Source organism: Haloprofundus salinisoli (genome assembly GCF_020097815.1).
Taxonomy (GTDB): Archaea; Halobacteriota; Halobacteria; order Halobacteriales; family Haloferacaceae; genus Haloprofundus; species Haloprofundus salinisoli.
Window position 1 is genome coordinate 1,891,138 of record NZ_CP083663.1, and the last position, 15,165, is coordinate 1,906,302.

General features: G+C 66.5%; 18 protein-coding genes and 1 tRNA gene. 8 read left to right on the forward strand and 11 right to left on the reverse strand.

The genetic code is table 11. The annotated features are described in order from the left end of the window. Nucleotides 1–44: 44 nt before the first annotated feature. The 6 genes from LAQ73_RS10000 to LAQ73_RS10025 all read right to left on the reverse strand — a co-directional run bounded on the left by LAQ73_RS10000 (nucleotide 45) and on the right by LAQ73_RS10025 (nucleotide 3,336). Nucleotides 45–239, reverse strand: coding sequence for a DUF8015 family protein (locus LAQ73_RS10000; protein ID WP_224268146.1), 195 nt, complete (start codon nucleotides 237–239; stop codon nucleotides 45–47). Between the two features lie 123 nt (nucleotides 240–362). After that, nucleotides 363–447, reverse strand: a tRNA-Leu gene (locus tag LAQ73_RS10005). A 282-nt stretch (nucleotides 448–729) separates the two neighbouring features. After that, entirely contained in the window at nucleotides 730–1,065 is a 336-nt protein-coding gene (locus tag LAQ73_RS10010; RefSeq protein ID WP_224268147.1) for a ferredoxin, read from the reverse strand. A 52-nt stretch (nucleotides 1,066–1,117) separates the two neighbouring features. Then, entirely contained in the window at nucleotides 1,118–1,561 is a 444-nt protein-coding gene (locus tag LAQ73_RS10015; protein ID WP_224268148.1) for a GNAT family N-acetyltransferase, read from the reverse strand. Continuing rightward, nucleotides 1,558–2,601: a siroheme decarboxylase subunit beta gene (gene ahbB / locus LAQ73_RS10020; RefSeq protein ID WP_224268149.1), complete on the reverse strand. Its 1,044-nt coding sequence runs from the start codon at nucleotides 2,599–2,601 to the stop codon at nucleotides 1,558–1,560. The genes LAQ73_RS10015 and ahbB overlap by 4 nt, the downstream gene beginning before the upstream one ends. Nucleotides 2,602–2,724: 123 nt before the next feature. Next, the gene (locus LAQ73_RS10025) at nucleotides 2,725–3,336 is read right to left on the reverse strand and encodes a GNAT family N-acetyltransferase (protein WP_224268150.1); all 612 of its coding nucleotides are present in this window, start codon (nucleotides 3,334–3,336) and stop codon (nucleotides 2,725–2,727) included. Between the two features lie 154 nt (nucleotides 3,337–3,490). Between LAQ73_RS10025 and LAQ73_RS10030 the strand changes: the two genes are divergently transcribed. Together LAQ73_RS10030 and LAQ73_RS10035 are read left to right on the forward strand one after the other, a co-directional pair. Beyond that, nucleotides 3,491–4,552, forward strand: coding sequence for an anthranilate phosphoribosyltransferase (locus LAQ73_RS10030; RefSeq protein ID WP_224268151.1), 1,062 nt, complete (start codon nucleotides 3,491–3,493; stop codon nucleotides 4,550–4,552). A 110-nt stretch (nucleotides 4,553–4,662) separates the two neighbouring features. Further along, nucleotides 4,663–5,928, forward strand: a complete 1,266-nt coding sequence (locus LAQ73_RS10035; protein WP_224268152.1) for an amidohydrolase — start codon at nucleotides 4,663–4,665, stop codon at nucleotides 5,926–5,928. Nucleotides 5,929–5,939: 11 nt separating this feature from the next. Here the strand turns inward: LAQ73_RS10035 and LAQ73_RS10040 are convergent, their stop codons facing one another. Beyond that, nucleotides 5,940–6,569 (reverse strand): hypothetical protein, encoded by a 630-nt coding sequence (locus LAQ73_RS10040; protein WP_224268153.1) that lies wholly within the window; start codon nucleotides 6,567–6,569, stop codon nucleotides 5,940–5,942. A 57-nt stretch (nucleotides 6,570–6,626) separates the two neighbouring features. Next, entirely contained in the window at nucleotides 6,627–7,595 is a 969-nt protein-coding gene (locus LAQ73_RS10045; RefSeq protein WP_224268154.1) for a succinylglutamate desuccinylase/aspartoacylase family protein, read from the reverse strand. 369 nt (nucleotides 7,596–7,964) lie between these two features. Here LAQ73_RS10045 and LAQ73_RS10050 point away from each other — a divergent pair, with 369 nt between their 5' ends. From LAQ73_RS10050 to LAQ73_RS10070, 5 genes are all read left to right on the forward strand, one after another. After that, nucleotides 7,965–8,498 carry a peptidylprolyl isomerase gene (locus LAQ73_RS10050; RefSeq protein WP_224268155.1) on the forward strand — a complete coding sequence of 178 codons (534 nt, stop codon included), beginning with the start codon at nucleotides 7,965–7,967 and terminating at the stop codon, nucleotides 8,496–8,498. A 130-nt stretch (nucleotides 8,499–8,628) separates the two neighbouring features. After that, nucleotides 8,629–8,973, forward strand: coding sequence for a DUF5802 family protein (locus LAQ73_RS10055; RefSeq protein WP_224268156.1), 345 nt, complete (start codon nucleotides 8,629–8,631; stop codon nucleotides 8,971–8,973). A gap of 119 nt (nucleotides 8,974–9,092) precedes the next feature. Next, nucleotides 9,093–9,986: a Vms1/Ankzf1 family peptidyl-tRNA hydrolase gene (locus LAQ73_RS10060; protein WP_224268157.1), complete on the forward strand. Its 894-nt coding sequence runs from the start codon at nucleotides 9,093–9,095 to the stop codon at nucleotides 9,984–9,986. A 91-nt stretch (nucleotides 9,987–10,077) separates the two neighbouring features. Further along, complete coding sequence (locus LAQ73_RS10065; RefSeq protein WP_224268158.1) at nucleotides 10,078–11,121, forward strand: N-acetyltransferase DgcN family protein; 1,044 nt, start codon at nucleotides 10,078–10,080, stop codon at nucleotides 11,119–11,121. Further along, a complete protein-coding gene (locus LAQ73_RS10070) occupies nucleotides 11,118–12,161 on the forward strand; it encodes a dipeptide epimerase (protein ID WP_224268159.1) in 1,044 nt (347 codons plus the stop codon). Before LAQ73_RS10065 ends, LAQ73_RS10070 begins: the two co-directional genes overlap by 4 nt. Nucleotides 12,162–12,175: 14 nt before the next feature. Here the strand turns inward: LAQ73_RS10070 and LAQ73_RS10075 are convergent, their stop codons facing one another. After that, on the reverse strand, nucleotides 12,176–13,222 hold the full coding sequence (locus LAQ73_RS10075; RefSeq protein ID WP_224268160.1) for a DUF7972 family membrane protein: 1,047 nt from the start codon (nucleotides 13,220–13,222) through the stop codon (nucleotides 12,176–12,178). A gap of 96 nt (nucleotides 13,223–13,318) precedes the next feature. Continuing rightward, entirely contained in the window at nucleotides 13,319–14,158 is an 840-nt protein-coding gene (locus tag LAQ73_RS10080) for a PspA/IM30 family protein (protein ID WP_224268161.1), read from the reverse strand. Between the two features lie 52 nt (nucleotides 14,159–14,210). Here LAQ73_RS10080 and LAQ73_RS10085 point away from each other — a divergent pair, with 52 nt between their 5' ends. Continuing rightward, nucleotides 14,211–14,831 carry an alpha/beta hydrolase gene (locus LAQ73_RS10085; protein WP_224268162.1) on the forward strand — a complete coding sequence of 207 codons (621 nt, stop codon included), beginning with the start codon at nucleotides 14,211–14,213 and terminating at the stop codon, nucleotides 14,829–14,831. A 1-nt stretch (nucleotide 14,832) separates the two neighbouring features. Here LAQ73_RS10085 and LAQ73_RS10090 read toward each other — a convergent pair whose 3' ends face one another. After that, entirely contained in the window at nucleotides 14,833–15,156 is a 324-nt protein-coding gene (locus LAQ73_RS10090; protein ID WP_224268163.1) for a transcription factor S, read from the reverse strand. Nucleotides 15,157–15,165: the final 9 nt, after the last annotated feature.

Below are 15,165 nucleotides of genomic sequence, written 5' to 3' on the forward strand. Positions count from 1 at the left end.
GCTACGCTTTCGGCAGTTTGCGCGACCACCGCAGAATTCGACCGTTACGACTCCGTCGGCGGATTCCGAGCGAGCGCCTCGAACATCGCCGCCGACGCGACGGCCGTGCCGGCGCCGCCGGCCAGAGAGAGCGGAACGACCGTCAGCGCTCCGAGCGCCCCGCCGCCGAAGAGCGCGATACCCATGACGAACAGTATCAGGTCGAACCGCGACGGGATCTTCGAAGTGAGGTCGCTCATGGCTCTAATTAGATGTTATTAGCCAACCTTGTGTAAGTTGGGGTCAGTCGGATCGTTGGCGAATCGGCGAGCCGTCTCGACTCGGAGAGCCGCCGCTCGCGGAGTCGGCGCGGCGAAAATCGATGCGAGGGACGAGATTTGAACTCGCGAATCCCTACGGAAGCGGGTCTTAAGCCCGCCGCTTTTGGCCTAGCTCAGCCACCCTCGCGCACACTGTCGTACTGGCGTCCCCCGCAAGTCGGTTTCGGTACGCAGTCGCGCACCGACGGCGAGGAGCCGCCTCTAACCACAAAAACAGTTTCGGTGTCCGAGACCGCGTATCCCCGACCGTGTCTCCGGCTTCGAGGCGCACACAATGCCCTCGCAGAACCCGCGGTTCGTCACCGAAAACGGGACCGTCTCGTTGGGCGAGTAGCGACCGGTCGCACCGGGCTCCGGCCGTCGCGGCCGTCTCGGCCGTTCAGGTCTGGTCTGCGCATTCGACCGACGTTCACCAGTCGACGCTCAGCGTCCCGTCGCCGTGGGGGTTCGGCGCAATCTCCTCGTCGGTGCGACGATCGATGACGTGGATGACGCCCTCGCCTTTCTTCGCTGGGCAGACCTCGGCGGCCCGAACGTTCTCGTCGAGTTCGTCCTCGCCGATGTAGTACGACTTCGCCTTCGCCAGACCGGAGGCGAGGTCCATCTCCCAGTTGTCGGCCACCTCCGCGCAGCGCCCGGCTCCGAAGCACTTGTTCGCCTCGAAGATTATCTTGTACGGTTTCTCCGCCACGGGGGGACCCTCGCCACCGAACTCGCTCGGCTTCTTGACGCCGTCGTCGCTCATCGAGAACAGATAGCGGCAGGTCGAACTTTCGTCTGTCGGTCCCGCGCCGAGCTCACGTCACCGATTTTCGCATCTCGACGTGCGGAATCCCCGCCTCCTCGAACACGTCGCTCGTCGTCTCGTAGCCGAGGTCGCGGTAGAACGTCTCGACGTGGGTCTGTGCGTGCAGTCGCAGTTCCTCGAACCCCGCTTCGCGGGCGGCGCGCTCTGCGGCCGCGACGAGTCGCGTGCCCCACTCGTCGCCGCGTCTCGGTTCGAGCACCGCGACGCGTTCGAGTTTGCCGACTCCATCGTCGACGCGGCGGAGGCGCGCCACGCCGACTGCCGTCTCGCCGTCGTAGGCGACGAAATGCAGCGCCTCGTCGTCGTGCTCGTCCCACTCCAGTTCCTCGGGGACGTCCTGTTCGTCGACGAACACCGCCTCGCGGACGGCGAAGGCGTCCGCGCGTTCCGCCTCGTTCTCGACCGGTTTCACCCGCTCGTCCGCGTCCGTCATCGGTCGCCGCCGACCAGTTCGTCGTACTGCGCGCCGGTCTGCTTCAGCGTCTCCGTCGAGTAGAGGCGCTCGTGGTCGAACGGCAGGTGTTCGGCGGCCAGTTCGTCTATCTTCTCGTCGACGACGTCTGCATCGCGGCCGTGAATCATCGTGAAGAGGCTGTACGGCCAGTCCTGTTCGGGACGGCGCGGGCGGTGATAACAGAGCGTCACGTACGGGAGCGACCCGACGCGTTCCCCGCGGGCGTCGAGTTCGTCGTCGGGGACGTCCCAGACGACCATGCAGTTGTTCCGAAACCCGGTGACGACGTGGTTGACGACGCAGCCGATGCGCTTGATACAGCCGTCGTCGAGCAGTCGTCGAACCGCCGCGAGCACGTCGTCGACGTCGGCGTCGATGGCGTCGGACACGTCGGTGTACGGTGTCGCCGACAGCGGGAAGCCGTCCTGAATTTCGAGGAGCAGGTCCGCTTCCAGCGCGGAGAGCCCGCCCGTCGCCTCCTCGCTGATGCGCGTCGCGCTCACCTCCGTCTTGACCAGCGTCTCCCGCGCGAACCGGTCGTCGTTGACGACGGGAAACTCCAGGTCGATGTAGTAGTCGGTGAGCATCGGGAGGTTCAGTACCTCACGGCCGGTTCGCTCCTCGATTTCGGCGAGAATCCGGTCGCGCGTCTGCCGCGACCCCGCGGTGACGACGAACCACATGTTCCACTCGTGGTCGCGGCGGTAGTTGTGGTTCACCTGTCGGTAGCCGTTGATGACCTCTGCGACCTCGTCGAACCGCTCCTCGGGCGCTTTCACCGCCGCGAGCGTCGAACTCCCGATAACTGGCGGGTTGAGCACCGCGCCGAACCGTCGAAAGATGCCTCGCTCGCGGAGCCGTTCGACCCGCGCGAGCGCGTCGCCTTCGGAGATGCCGAGCGCCTCGCCGACGACGCGAAACGGTCGTTCGACGACGGGGAACTCGCTTTGGTACTCGTCGACGAGCGCGGCGTCGACGGCGTCGAGGTCGGTACGCCAGTCGGCGTCTACGGGACCCATCGCCCGGAGTTAGAAGGGAACGAACCTACCAGTTTCGGAGTGTCGTTCACGCCGTTTCCTCGGTGATCGTCGGAGCGGCCGAGGAACGCCGTCGGTCGGCCGTTGCGGGACTGTCGTCGCTGGTCAGTCGCCGCCGGACCGTCTGTGGCCGCCTGTCGCGTCCGAGACTTCCGTCACCTCGGCTGTCTCGGTCGGTGACGACGCGTCGTCAGTCTGGAGGTCCCGCGCCATCACGATCATCGGGTTGTCGTCGTTCAACTCGAAGGAGTCGTGAACCGTCTCCCACCCCTCCCGCTCGTACAGTCGCTGGGCGGGTTCGTTGTCGACGCCGGTCGTGAGAACGCTCGTTTCGTGCGAGAGCCCGCCGAGGACGGTGTCGTGGAGGTTCGTCCCCAGTCCGCGCTGGCGGGCGTCGCCGGCGACGGCCAGTTCGACGAACTCGAAGCAGTTTCGGAGCCACCGCTCGGTTCGCTCCGGGCCGAGCGCGGTAGCGAGCTGGTCGTGATAGAACTGGCCGGGTTCGGAGGTGTAGCCGTAGACGAAGCCGAGTACCTCGTGGTCTTCGACGGCTGCAAAGCCCCGGTACCCCGGGTACTCCGCGTGGCGCTCGAACTGCGTCGCCGCCTCGGCGCGACTCTCCCACCCGCGCTCCGAGTCGCTGTACAGCTCCCAGTACAGCGAGACGGCGGCATCGAGGGCTGGGCTTCGACGGAAGAGCGGGATGAGGTCTGGCATCTGCCCTCCCGTTCGGAGTCCTCACACATCAGTCCCGTTCACGTGGCGGCTGGTAATACACGAGTCCGGACTGGTTTCGACGGCTCTCGGCGACTCCGGCGGCTTCGAGGGCGAGAGCGGGACGTTTTTGCACCACCCGTCCCAAGCCGCGCACATGGCGAACGCAACACAGGAGTTCGGCGAATGGCCGTTGAAACGGCTGATGACGGAGGTCTGTGGCTCCGGCCACAAGTCGGCCGACGACCTCACCTCCGACCAAGCCCGGGAGGCGATGCAGCGCATCTTCGCGGGCGAACCCGACCCGACGACGCTCGGGGCGTTCTGGCTCGCAAACCGGTGGAAGCGCAACAACCCCGAGGAACTCGCCGCCTACACCGACGAGATGTGCGCCCGCGTCGAGTACGCCGAACCCGACGCCGACCCCGTCGACTGCGGCGCGAACTACGACGGCAAGGGGAGAACGGCAGTTCTCGGCGTCGCCGCCGGCGTCGTCGCCGCGGCCGCGGGCACGCCCGTCGTCACCCACTCGGGCGACCGCGTCCCGACGCAGAAGCAGGACGCCTACAAGCACGTCCTCGACGAACTCGGCGTCCGGACCGAACTCCAACCCCAGGAGTCCGCGGACATGGTCGACGAGACCGGCTTCGGCTTCTACTACCAACCCGCGTTCAACCCGGCGGTCCACGACCTGTTCGACCGCCGCGACCAGATGGGCGTCCGGACGTTCGTCAACACCATCGAGACGCTGGCGAACCCCGCCAACGCCGACGTCCACCTCGGCTCGTTCTACCACCTCGCGTTCGCGAAGAAGGTGACCGACACGTTCGAGGCGAGCGACCACCACGACCTCCGCCGAGTCATCATGTTCCAGGGGATGGAGGGCTACGACGACATCCGCCCCGGCTACACGAAGGTCGCCGAGTGGACCGACGGCGAGTTCGACGACTACGAGATCGAGACGCCGAACTACGGGATGGACTTCGACGCCGAGGACCTCGAAGTCGACGATGTGGCCGCCGACTCCGCGCGCATCACCAAGGAAGTCGTCGCCGGCGACCGAGACGACGAGTTCGCCGACGCCGTCGCGGTGAACGCGGCGTTCCGCATCTTCGCCCGTGAGGACGCAGACGACCTCGAAACCGGACTGGAGATGGCCCGCGACGCCATCGCCGACGGCAGCGCCGAAGCGGTGCTCGACGACCTGCGGGCGTTCTGAGTTCGTTCTCGCTCTCGTCTTTTGGGTCGCTCTCTTTCTCTTCTCGCTCGTTTTCGGCGTCGACCGTCGGAAGCGACGGCGTTTATACGCTCTCCCGAAACTACTCGCCCATGAGCATCCGTGATCTGTCGCTCACCGAGATTCGACGCGACCTGCACACCCACCCCGAAGCCGGGTGGAAGGAGTTCCGGACGACTGCGCTCGTCGCCGAGGAACTCGCCGGTCGCGGCTTCGACCTCCGACTCGGTCCCGAGGCGGTGAACGTCGACGGCCGACTGGGTCTCCCCACCGACGACGAACTCGCCGCGGCCGAGACGCGCGCCCGCGAACTTGGCGCGCCGGAAGCGTACCTCGACCGACTCGACGGCGTGAGCGGTCTCGTCGCCACCAAGGAGTACGGCGACGGGTCGGGACCGACCGTCGGCGTCCGCGTCGACATGGACGCGCTCGAACGACAGGAGGCGACCGACGACGACCACCGGCCCGCCCGCGAGGGGTTCGGCTCGAAACACCCCGGCGAGATGCACGCCTGCGGCCACGACGGCCACACCGCCATCGGCGTCGGCATCGCCCGCGAGTTGGACGCCGAGGGTGGGTTCGACGGCACGCTCAAACTGTTCTTCCAACCCGCCGAGGAGGGCGGCCGCGGCGGCAAGCCGATGAGCGAGGCCGACCACTTTTCGGACGTCGACCACATGCTCGCGCTCCACCTCGGACTCGGTGAAGAGACGGGAACCGTCGTCGCCGGCTACGACAACCCGCTGTCGAACGCGAAACTCGACGTGGCGTTCCTCGGCGAACCCGCCCACGCCGGCGGCGCGCCGAACGAGGGACGGAACGCCATGCAGGCGCTGGCGACCGCGGTGCAGAACCTCTACGCCATCCCGCGCCACGCCGACGGCGCGACCCGAATCAACGTCGGACAGGTCCACTCGCCGAACGCCCAGAACGTCATTAGCGAGGAGGCGCGCCTCCGCGTCGAGGTGCGCGGCGAGACCGCCGAACTGAACGAGTACATGCTCGACAAGGCGCGGCGCGTCGTCGAACACGCCGCCGCGATGCACGACTGCGAGTTCGAGACGAGTCTCTACGGGAAGACGACGACATTCGAGAACGACGCGGAGATGGTCGAAGCGGTGATGGAAGCAGCAGAGAGCGTCACGGCGGTCGACGAAATCAAGGAACGAAAACCGTTCGGCGGCAGCGAGGACGCCTCGTATCTCATCCGCGAGGTGCAGCGAAACGGCGGGACGGCGTCGTACGTCGGCATCGGCGCGTCGAACCCGGCGGGTCACCACACCGCGTACTTCGACATCGAGGAGGAATCGTTAGACATCGGCGTTGACGTGACCTGCGAGACGATTCGCGGGCTCTGAGTCGCGGGACGTCAGACGACTTCGAACAGCGCACCCAACGCCACCCGGTCGGTGTCGACGCCCCACACAGCCCTGCTGGCATCCAGACAGTACCGCCCCGACTCGAACTCGACGCCGACGGCCGCCCGGTCGCTGTCGTACGTTCGGCCACCTTCGGTGTCGACCGGGACCGTCCACGTCCACGACTCGCCCGAGGGAATCTGGTCGGCCGGTTCCTCGACCATCTCTCTGACGTCTGCGTTCTCCCACCCGCCGTCGCGTTCGCGCCATATCGTCCACGCGAAGGGGTTGATGGAGACTCGCCCGTCCAGCCGGTTGACCAGCGAGAACTCGACTTCGTCGCCTACTTCGAGTTCTTCCGCAGATGGTCGGAGGTAGACCGCCGTCTCGGCGGTCGCCTCGTGGTAACAGCCGTCGACGTCGTCGGGACACGACTCGTCGGCAAAGTGTGATTCACCCGGCGAGTCACCGACCAGCGTCGGCTCCGGAGTTTCCGTTTCCGCCTCCGTCTCGGCCGGAGTCATCGTCGACGTTTCCGGCGGCGTCGACTCCGCGGGGTCTTCGTCGCTCGGAGCGGACTGACAGCCGGCGAGGCCGACGAGCAGTGACGCCGACGAGGCGAGGAGGGCGCGGCGGTGCATACTCGTCGGTCCCCTGCACCCGATAAATGTCTTCTGCCGAGAACAACGAGCGTCGAACTACTCTACGTCCAGCAGCGCCACGCCGACGAGCGTCTGTCCGGCCGTCACCGTCGACTCCAGCGCGACCGAGTAAAGGATACCGTCGCGGTCGGCTTCGACCTCTTGTAGAACTTCGTACGTCGTCGGGTCGAAAACGCGGCCGAGATGGTCGCCCGAGGAGATCGACTGGCCGAGTTCGACGCCGTCGTCGACGAGGAACAGCCCCGAGTCGGCGGCTTTCACGCGGCCGAGGTGGTTGCGCGCGACGGTGCCGTCCCACTTTTTTCCGTCGCCGTCGCCGGAGTCGAGCATCCCCATATGTTCGAGCACGCCGAACATGCCCTCGACGCCCGTCTCGATGGCCGGTTCGACCAGTTGCTTGTTGTGCGCGAGTTCCGGCGTGATAGACGGAATCCCCTCGCGCGTGGCGGCGACGCGGAACTTCCCGCCGAAGTTGCGTTCCGACCACTCGGTGTCGGCGTCGTCGCCGGCGGCCTCCGCGAGAAGCAGATCCGCGCCGAACGCCTCGGCGAGCGCCCGGCACTCCGCGTCGCCCTTCAGGTAGACGGTGTGCGTGAGCATGTCCGGACTGCCGGTATGCAGGTCGACGATGGCGTCTGCGTCGCCGGCGTACTCCCAGAGGCGGGCGGCGATGCGCTGGTGCAGCGACCCGTCGGCGTCGCCGGGCCAGACGCGGTTCAGGTTCGGGTTCACGGAGTCGAGAACCTCGGGGGTGGTGTAGGAGACGTGGTCGAACGTGAGCGGGTCGGCGACGGGGACGGCGACCACGGTGCCGCGGAGTTCGTCGTGGTCGAGGCGTTCGTGGAAGCGCCGCAGCACTTCGGTGCCGTTGATTTCGCGGCCGTGCTGTGCGGCTTGGACGTACAGCGTCGGACCGTCCTCGTCGCCCTCGTACGTGTGAACCGTCGTCTCGACGGGGACGCCGGAGGGGAGTCGCGTGAGCGTGATTCGCTCTGCGGTGTGCATGATTTTCACTCGGCGTGAGGGGTGATGTATCTGCGGGTGACGGAATCGGAGACGGCGGTCGCTCTCGCGGGGACGCTCTGGTTCGCGTCGGCGACGAGAGGACGGTCGACGACGTAGCGTCGCTACGACTCGTGAGACACAGCCCGCTCGCCGCCGGCAGACGTTGTGACTTACCGAACGACTTTCCTCGCTTCCAATCACCACGTCCTCATGAGACGTTCCCCCGCTCGTCGCCCGGTCCTCCGTGCTGTCGGTCTCTCGCTCGCTGTCGGTCTCGCCGGCTGCGCCGGTCGAAACCGAAACTCCGGGGGCGATACGGACGACCGCACGTCAACGGGCTTTTTGACCTCCGAAGCCAACGACTCGGATATGGCCGACCAGGAGAACCCTGACAATCCGACAGCGGTACTCAAAACCAACCACGGCGACATCACCGTCGAACTCTTCGAAGAGCGCGTCCCGCGCACCGTCGACAACTTCGTCGGACTGGCGACGGGCCAGAAGGAGTGGACCGACCCCGAAACGGGCGAGACGAAAGACGGAGAACCGCTCTATCAGGACGTGCTGTTTCACCGAATCATCGAGGGCTTCATGATTCAGGGCGGCGATCCGACTGGAACCGGCCGCGGCGGCCCCGGCTACCAGTTCGACGACGAGTTCCACGACGAGCTCGGCCACGACGGCCCCGGCGTGCTCTCGATGGCGAACTCCGGGCCGAACACGAACGGGTCGCAGTTCTTCATCACGCTCGACGCCCAACCGCACCTCGACGGCCGCCACTCGGTGTTCGGCAAGGTCATCGACGGGATGGACGTCGTCCGCGAGATCGGGTCCACCCCGACGGACCGCAACGACAAGCCGACCGAAGACGTCGTCCTTGAATCGGTCGCCATCTACCGGTAATCGGCGTCCGACGCCCGAATCCACGCAGTTTCTCACGCTTTTTCAACAATCGCCGCAGTACGGTTGCACGTCTATATAAAATCCCGTGGGAATTTTTATATACGAGAGTGATAGACAGTCACATGCACAGATGTTCGAACGATTCTCCAGCGGCTACTACCTCGGTGAACTGTACATCGAACCGATCGACTGCGACCGTCCCGTGATTCACCGAGCAGACCACGAGCGGATGAACGAGCAACTGTACCTCACCGGTGAGGGCGTCGAACGACTCGACGCACCGCTCGTAATGAAACTCGACACAGCTCACTTCCCCGTTCTCGGCGACGACGACGTGCCGACGGGGACGCTCGCGCTCCCCGAGTCGATGGCGACCGACGACCTCCCGGACTCCCGCGAAGTGTTGCTCGCGACGGCCGACCGCGCGTCCGAACTGCTCCGCTACGCCGGCTACGAGGCCCCGACCGGGACCTGAATCGGCCGCTGCGCCCCCGTCACGACTGACGCGTCGGCCGCCACTGGCACCGACCGCCGCCCACTGAGACCGACCGCCGACCCCCGGAGTTGAAGTCCCCGGCCGCCACCTCTCGGGGTATGCTCGACGAGCTGCTCGGCCGCGCCGAGTTGAAGCGGCGTATCGAGGAACTGGAGGAGGAAAACCACCACCTCGAACGCCGCGCCGCCGCCGAGGAGGAACGCAGAGCCGACGCCGTCACCGCCCGACAGGAGGCCGAAGAGCGCGTCAACCGCCTCGAAGACCGCATCGCCGAACTCGACGACCGGGTCGACAGACTGCAGGACGACGGGGACGAAGACGTCGACTTCCGCGGGACCGAGACGCTCCGCGGCGCTCGCCTCGACGAGATACTCGACCGCCTCGGTTCGTTCGAAACCGGACCGGAGGGCGCGCTCACCGCGATGGTCGACGGCGATTCGCTGCCCGAGGCCGTCGAAGACGCCTTCGGCGAGCGCGCGGCGCTGGTCCGCCGCGCCGCGCCGTGTCTGATTTACACGGACGATGCCGACCTCGTGAGCGCGGCGCTGTCGCCGCCGCGTCCCCCCGAAGCGTTCTGCGAGTGGGGCGAGTCGTTACGGGTCGACGAGTCGTGGTTCCGGCCGACGGGTCGCTTCGCGTTCGCCGTCGCCCGCGCGGATCTCTTCGCGCTCGGCGAGTACGACGGCCGCCAGCGACTCGAAGAACGCGGGTTCGAGAGCGACGTGAAGGAGAAACACTCGAAGGGCGGGTTCTCGCAGGCGCGGTTCGAGCGCATCCGCGACGGCCAGATCGCGGAGCACGTCGAGAAGTGCCGCGAGGCAATCGAGGACAGCGACGCCGAGACGACGATTCTCGTCGGCGACCGCGAAGTCGTCCGCGAGCTACGCGACGCGGTGGACGCGACGGCGACGAGCGACGCGGGCGGGTCGCCCGAGGAGGCGCTGGAGGAGGGTTTCCGCGACTTCTGGACGACGCGGCTCTCGCTCGTCTGAGTCTCACTCCCGGCTCTCTGGCCTCCGCCGCATTGCGGCACAACGCACCGCTGGCAACCGATTTATGGCGTCCTATTGCGTCCACCCGGGTATGACTGCTACCGGGACCGAGAGTCGTCGTCTCGTCATCCTCGCCCACGAGAAGTTCCCCGACCGCGCGAAGACCGCGACAGGGGTGATGCGCTACGGAAACGACGAAATCGTCGCTGTCCTCGACCGAGACCGCGCCGGAACGCGAGTCCGCGACCATCGCGCGGACCTTCCCGACGCTCCTATCGTCGCCTCGTTCGAGGACGTGCCGGACGCCGAGTCGGTCGACGCGCTGCTCGTCGGTATCGCGCCCATCGGCGGCGGGTTCGACGAGACGTGGCGACCCGACGTCCGTACCGCCATCGAATCCGGCTGCGACGTCGTCGCGGGACTGCACTACTTCCTCGAAGATGACGAGGAGTTCGCCGCGCTCGCGGCCGACCACGGCGTCGACCTCGTCGACGTGCGCAAGCCCGACCCCGACCTCACCGTCGCGCAGGGCGTCGCCGACCAGGTGTCGGCCGACGTGGTGCTCACCGTCGGCACCGACTGCTCCGTCGGGAAGATGACGGCGACGCTCGAACTCGTCGAGGCCGCCCGCGAGGCGGAGATCGACGCGGCGTTCGTCCCCACCGGCCAGACCGGAATCATGATCTCGGGGTGGGGCAACCCCATCGACCGCGTGGTGAGCGACTTCACCGCCGGGGCCGTCGAGGAGATGATTCTCGAAATCGGCGACGACCACGAGATGCTGTTCGTCGAAGGCCAGGGCAGCATCGTCCACCCCGCCTACTCGGCGGTCACCTGCGGCATCCTCCACGGCTCGATGGCCGACAAACTCGTGCTCTGTCACGAGGCGGGCCGAGAGGAAATCCACGGCTACGAGTCGTTCTCGCTCCCGCCGCTGTCGGAATACGTCGACCTCTACGAGTCGCTCGGGTCGGCGGTCCACGAAACCGAGGTCGTCGCCGGCGCGCTCAACGCCTCGGCGCTGTCGGACGCCGAAGCCGAGAACGCCGTCGACGCGTACGCGGACGAACTCGGCGTCCCCGCCAGCGACCCCGTCCGATTCGGATGCGACGAGATTCTGGAGGCGCTTCGGTGATTCTCACCTCGGAGTTCGAGCGAGTCGAACTGCCGCTCGAACACCCCTTCACCATCTCGCGCGGCACTCAGGAGACCGCCGAGAACGTCGTCGTCACACTCACCGACGGCGGCGGGATGACAGGCGTCGGCGCGGCCGCGCCCTCCAGACACTACGGCGAGACGGCCGACACCGTCGAGGCGGTGCTTCCGGACCTGCTCGACGTGGTCGAACGCGTCGGCGACCCCCACGCCTTCGACCGCATCGAGCGCCGGATGCGCGAGCGGGTGAACCGGAACCCGGCCGCCCGCTGTGCGGTCAGCATCGCGCTCCACGACCTCGCGGCAAAACGACTGGGCGTCCCGCTCTACCGGATGTGGGGACTCGACGCCGACGACTGTCCGACCTCCTCCTTTACCATCGGCCTCGACACGACCGAACGCGTCCGCGAGAAGACCGCGGAGGCCGTCGACGCCGGGTACAGTGTGCTAAAAATTAAACTCGGCACCGACCGCGACGAGGAACTCGTCGAGGCCGTCCGCGACGCCGCGCCCGACGCGACGCTCCGCGTCGACGCCAACGAGGCGTGGACGCCGCACGAGGCCGTCGAGATGAGCGAGATGCTCGCCGACCACGACGTGGAGTTCGTCGAACAACCCGTTCCGGCGTCGGACCCCGAGGGGCTGAAGTACGTCTACGAGCGCAGCGCGCTCCCCGTCGCCGCCGACGAGTCCTGCGTCACGCTCGCCGACGTACCGCAGATAGCCGACCGCGCGGACATCGCGAACATCAAACTGATGAAGTGCGGGAGCCTGCGCGAGGCCACGCGGATGATTCACACCGCCCGCGCGCACGGCCTCGAAGTGATGCTCGGGTGTATGGTCGAGACGAACGCGGCTATCGCCGCCGCCTGTCACCTCGCGCCGCTCCTCGACTACGCGGACCTCGACGGGTCACTGTTGCTCGAATCGGACCCGTACGCGGGCGTCGACCTCTCGGAGGGGACGATTCGACTCGGCGAGTCCGGTCACACCGGCACCGGCGCGCGACGCGCGGAGTGAGGCCGCTCCGTCCGTCACTCCCATTCTAGATCCTCGCTCCGGTTGACGCTCCGGAGGATGAACGGACCGATGGAGAGCGTCCGCTTCGCCACGGTTGCGATGCGGAGGACGTACGACAAGAGCACCATGAACGGGACCAACGCGACGGTCACCGCCGACGAGACGACCCAGACGACGTTGTCGACACCGGCGGTGAATCCCTGAATCGACCCGGGGTTGTCGGCGTACAGAATCATCGCCGTCGCCACAATCAACGCCGGAACCGACGTGTACAGCATCGTCCGCGAGAGGTTGATGAGTTCCCACTGGAAGTAGAGCGTCTTGAAATGTTCGCGGGTCGGGCCGAAGAACTTCAGCGTCTCCAGGAGTTCATCGAATTCCTCGCGCGTCCGCTCCGAAAGGGAGTCGGCGTACTTGTTTCGGATGCGTCGTCCCTCGTATATCTTCCACGAGTAGTTGAAGTTCAACGCGGCGAACAACACGTCGAACGTCCCGAACTGTTCGTCTTCGAGCTGGTCGGAGACCTCGGTCGCGTTACCGGCGAGGCCGTCGACGTACTCGTGGACGACAGCTTCGGATTCGGTGGTGCTCTCGCCGTTCGTCTCGTCGACCGTCTCGCTCAACCCGTTGGCACGCTCGCGTATCCCCTCGGTGAACGCGCGGAGAAACGCCGACGGCTCCGGGGGGACCGCCGAGACCCCGAGAACCTCCTCTACGTCCTCGCGGAACTCCATCGCGCCCGCCATCCGTTCGCGTTGGTCGCCGAGCGGCCCGAGCTCCTGCGAGAGCACGAGTTGGTTGATGGTGACGACGAGCGTCACGCCGGTGATGATGGCGGTGAGAAAGCCCTGAAACGCCGTCTCGATGGGGTCCTTCAGGCTCCACGACCCGCGAATCGGTGCCGGGTCGGCCACCCCGAGAGCGACCAGCGTCACGAACACCAGCGCCAGCGGGAGCGCCGTGGCGAACCATCGGTTCGCATCCATCAACAGCCAGAGTTTGACGCGACTCTCTCCCACTCGGTCGCGCATGGTGTTACTCGGCTCGTCGCCGTCGCTCATGGGCTCGATACGTCGACTCGATACAAAGGGTTCGTGGCGTCGGCCAGTTGGGCGGGGGAGAAAGCGGGGCTCGGAGTCGGTTACCTCGAGGTGCGATTACTCCGCGCGCGACTCCTCTTCGTTCTCCAGCTCTTCGAGGTCGGCCTCGGTCTCCTCGGTCGTCTCCGAGGACTCCAGTTCGTCGAGCTGCGCGTCTATCTCCTCGTCGCTCGCGGTGTCGCTCTCGGACCCGCCCGAGGACTTGCCCATCTCGGCCATCAGCGTATCGAGCTCGCTGTCGACTTCGCTGCCGCTCCGCATCGAGTCGAGTTCGCGGTCGATGGAGTCTTTGTCCGAGAGCGCGTCGTCGAACGCACCCGTCTCCTGCAGTTCGTCCATCGCCGCCGAGCGCGCCTCCATCTCGTCGGTGCGCTCCTCGGCGCGTTCGATGGCGCGACCCACGTCCTCCATCTCGTCGCCGACGCCGGTCATCGCCTCGGAGACGCGGCTGGACGCTTCCGCCGCCTCGTAGCGCGCCTTCATCGTCTCCTTCTTCGTGCGGAACTCCTCGATGCGGTTCTCCAGCTGGTTCTTCTTGTCGACCAGCTCGTCCTGGGTGGTCTGCAGCTGCGCGATCTGCCCGTCGAGTTCCTCGATCTGGGTCATCTTCGACTGCTTCTTCTCGAGGGCTTTCCGCGCGAGGTCCTCGCGGTCCTGTCGCACGGCTTCGCGGGCCTGGTCGTTGTGTTTCTCGACGTTCTCTTCGAGGCGCCGCTTCTGGATTTCGAGGCGCTTCTTCTGGGTCGTCAGGTCCGCGATTCCCTGCTTGACGTCCTGAAGTTCGTCGCGCATCTGTTCGTACGAGTAGTCGAGCGTCTCGGTCGGGTCCTCCGCGCGGTTGAGGAGGGCGTTTATTTTCGACCGCACGACGTACGACATCCGCGAGAGTATTCCCATACCCCCTCCTTGTGTACGCTGGCCTTAAAACCTCATGCGAACAAGGAGTCTCGTGACTGATTCGGAGACTGTACTGATTCCGGGTGGGAGAGACGTTCGCGCGACGCTCGACGGTAGCGACGCCGAGACCGAACACGTCGTCGTCGCCTGCCCGCCACACCCCCAGCACCGCGGCCACCGCGGCGACGAACGCCTCGTCGCCGTCGCCGACGCGCTCACCGATGCAGAACTCGACTGCCTCCGCTTCGACTACGGCGAGTGGGACGAGGGCCGCGGCGAACGGACCGACGCGTTGAACGCCCTCGATTGGGCCGCCGAGCGCTACGACTCCGTGGGCCTCTTCGGGTTCAGTTTCGGCGGCGCGATAGCCCTGCTCACGGCGGCGGCCGCCCGCGACACCGTCGACCCGGTGGCCGTCAGCGCGTTGGCTCCGGCTGCGCAAATCGGTGAGAAACACGGACTCGACGCCGCGGGCGCGCTCTACGAGATCCGCACGCCGGTACAGGTGGTGTACGCCACGCGGGACAGAACGGCCGAGTGGGAACCCGTCGTCGACAGGGGGCGGGAACTCGGCTGCGAAGTCGTCGGAATGGAGGCCGACCACTTCTTCGTCGGGCAGTCGGCGAAGGTGGCGGAGGTGGTTGGCGGGTTTCTGGTGTCGAAGTTCGACTGACTCAGTTGTACTCACGCCACCGGTAGCCGCACTCCTTACACTTGAAAAAGCGCGTCGGCGGTTCGTCGGCCGACGCCGTCTGCTTGATGGTGTACCACGCCTCGCCGTGGCCGCACTTGTCGCAGGTCACGTCGTTTGCGGTCGGTTTCCCCTCGAAGTCCGCGCCCTCTTCGGTCTCGATGACCTCGCTGTCGGTCTGCGATTCGGTGGAGACGAACTGCGCGGCGCGCTCCTCGTCGCGGTCGGCACTCGCGCCGCAGTTCGTACAGACCATCGACCCGTCCCGATTCACCATCATCGAACCGCAGTCGTCGCAAAACTGCATACGTTAGCG

Excerpts from the sequence above, each read along its gene's own strand:
- LAQ73_RS10050 (WP_224268155.1), top strand. The coding sequence starts at position 7,965 with ATGGCCGACCAGGAGAACCCTGACAATCCGACAGCGGTACTCAAAACC.
- LAQ73_RS10045 (WP_224268154.1), bottom strand. The coding sequence starts at position 7,595 with ATGCACACCGCAGAGCGAATCACGCTCACGCGACTCCCCTCCGGCGTC.
- LAQ73_RS10015 (WP_224268148.1), bottom strand. The coding sequence starts at position 1,561 with ATGACGGACGCGGACGAGCGGGTGAAACCGGTCGAGAACGAGGCGGAA.
- LAQ73_RS10000 (WP_224268146.1), bottom strand. The coding sequence starts at position 239 with ATGAGCGACCTCACTTCGAAGATCCCGTCGCGGTTCGACCTGATACTG.
- LAQ73_RS10040 (WP_224268153.1), bottom strand. The coding sequence starts at position 6,569 with ATGCACCGCCGCGCCCTCCTCGCCTCGTCGGCGTCACTGCTCGTCGGC.
- LAQ73_RS10065 (WP_224268158.1), top strand. The coding sequence starts at position 10,078 with ATGACTGCTACCGGGACCGAGAGTCGTCGTCTCGTCATCCTCGCCCAC.
- LAQ73_RS10055 (WP_224268156.1), top strand. The coding sequence starts at position 8,629 with ATGTTCGAACGATTCTCCAGCGGCTACTACCTCGGTGAACTGTACATC.
- LAQ73_RS10025 (WP_224268150.1), bottom strand. The coding sequence starts at position 3,336 with ATGCCAGACCTCATCCCGCTCTTCCGTCGAAGCCCAGCCCTCGATGCC.
- LAQ73_RS10080 (WP_224268161.1), bottom strand. The coding sequence starts at position 14,158 with ATGGGAATACTCTCGCGGATGTCGTACGTCGTGCGGTCGAAAATAAAC.
- LAQ73_RS10010 (WP_224268147.1), bottom strand. The coding sequence starts at position 1,065 with ATGAGCGACGACGGCGTCAAGAAGCCGAGCGAGTTCGGTGGCGAGGGT.
- LAQ73_RS10060 (WP_224268157.1), top strand. The coding sequence starts at position 9,093 with ATGCTCGACGAGCTGCTCGGCCGCGCCGAGTTGAAGCGGCGTATCGAG.
- LAQ73_RS10075 (WP_224268160.1), bottom strand. The coding sequence starts at position 13,222 with ATGAGCGACGGCGACGAGCCGAGTAACACCATGCGCGACCGAGTGGGA.
- LAQ73_RS10035 (WP_224268152.1), top strand. The coding sequence starts at position 4,663 with ATGAGCATCCGTGATCTGTCGCTCACCGAGATTCGACGCGACCTGCAC.
- LAQ73_RS10030 (WP_224268151.1), top strand. The coding sequence starts at position 3,491 with ATGGCGAACGCAACACAGGAGTTCGGCGAATGGCCGTTGAAACGGCTG.
- LAQ73_RS10090 (WP_224268163.1), bottom strand. The coding sequence starts at position 15,156 with ATGCAGTTTTGCGACGACTGCGGTTCGATGATGGTGAATCGGGACGGG.
- ahbB (WP_224268149.1), bottom strand. The coding sequence starts at position 2,601 with ATGGGTCCCGTAGACGCCGACTGGCGTACCGACCTCGACGCCGTCGAC.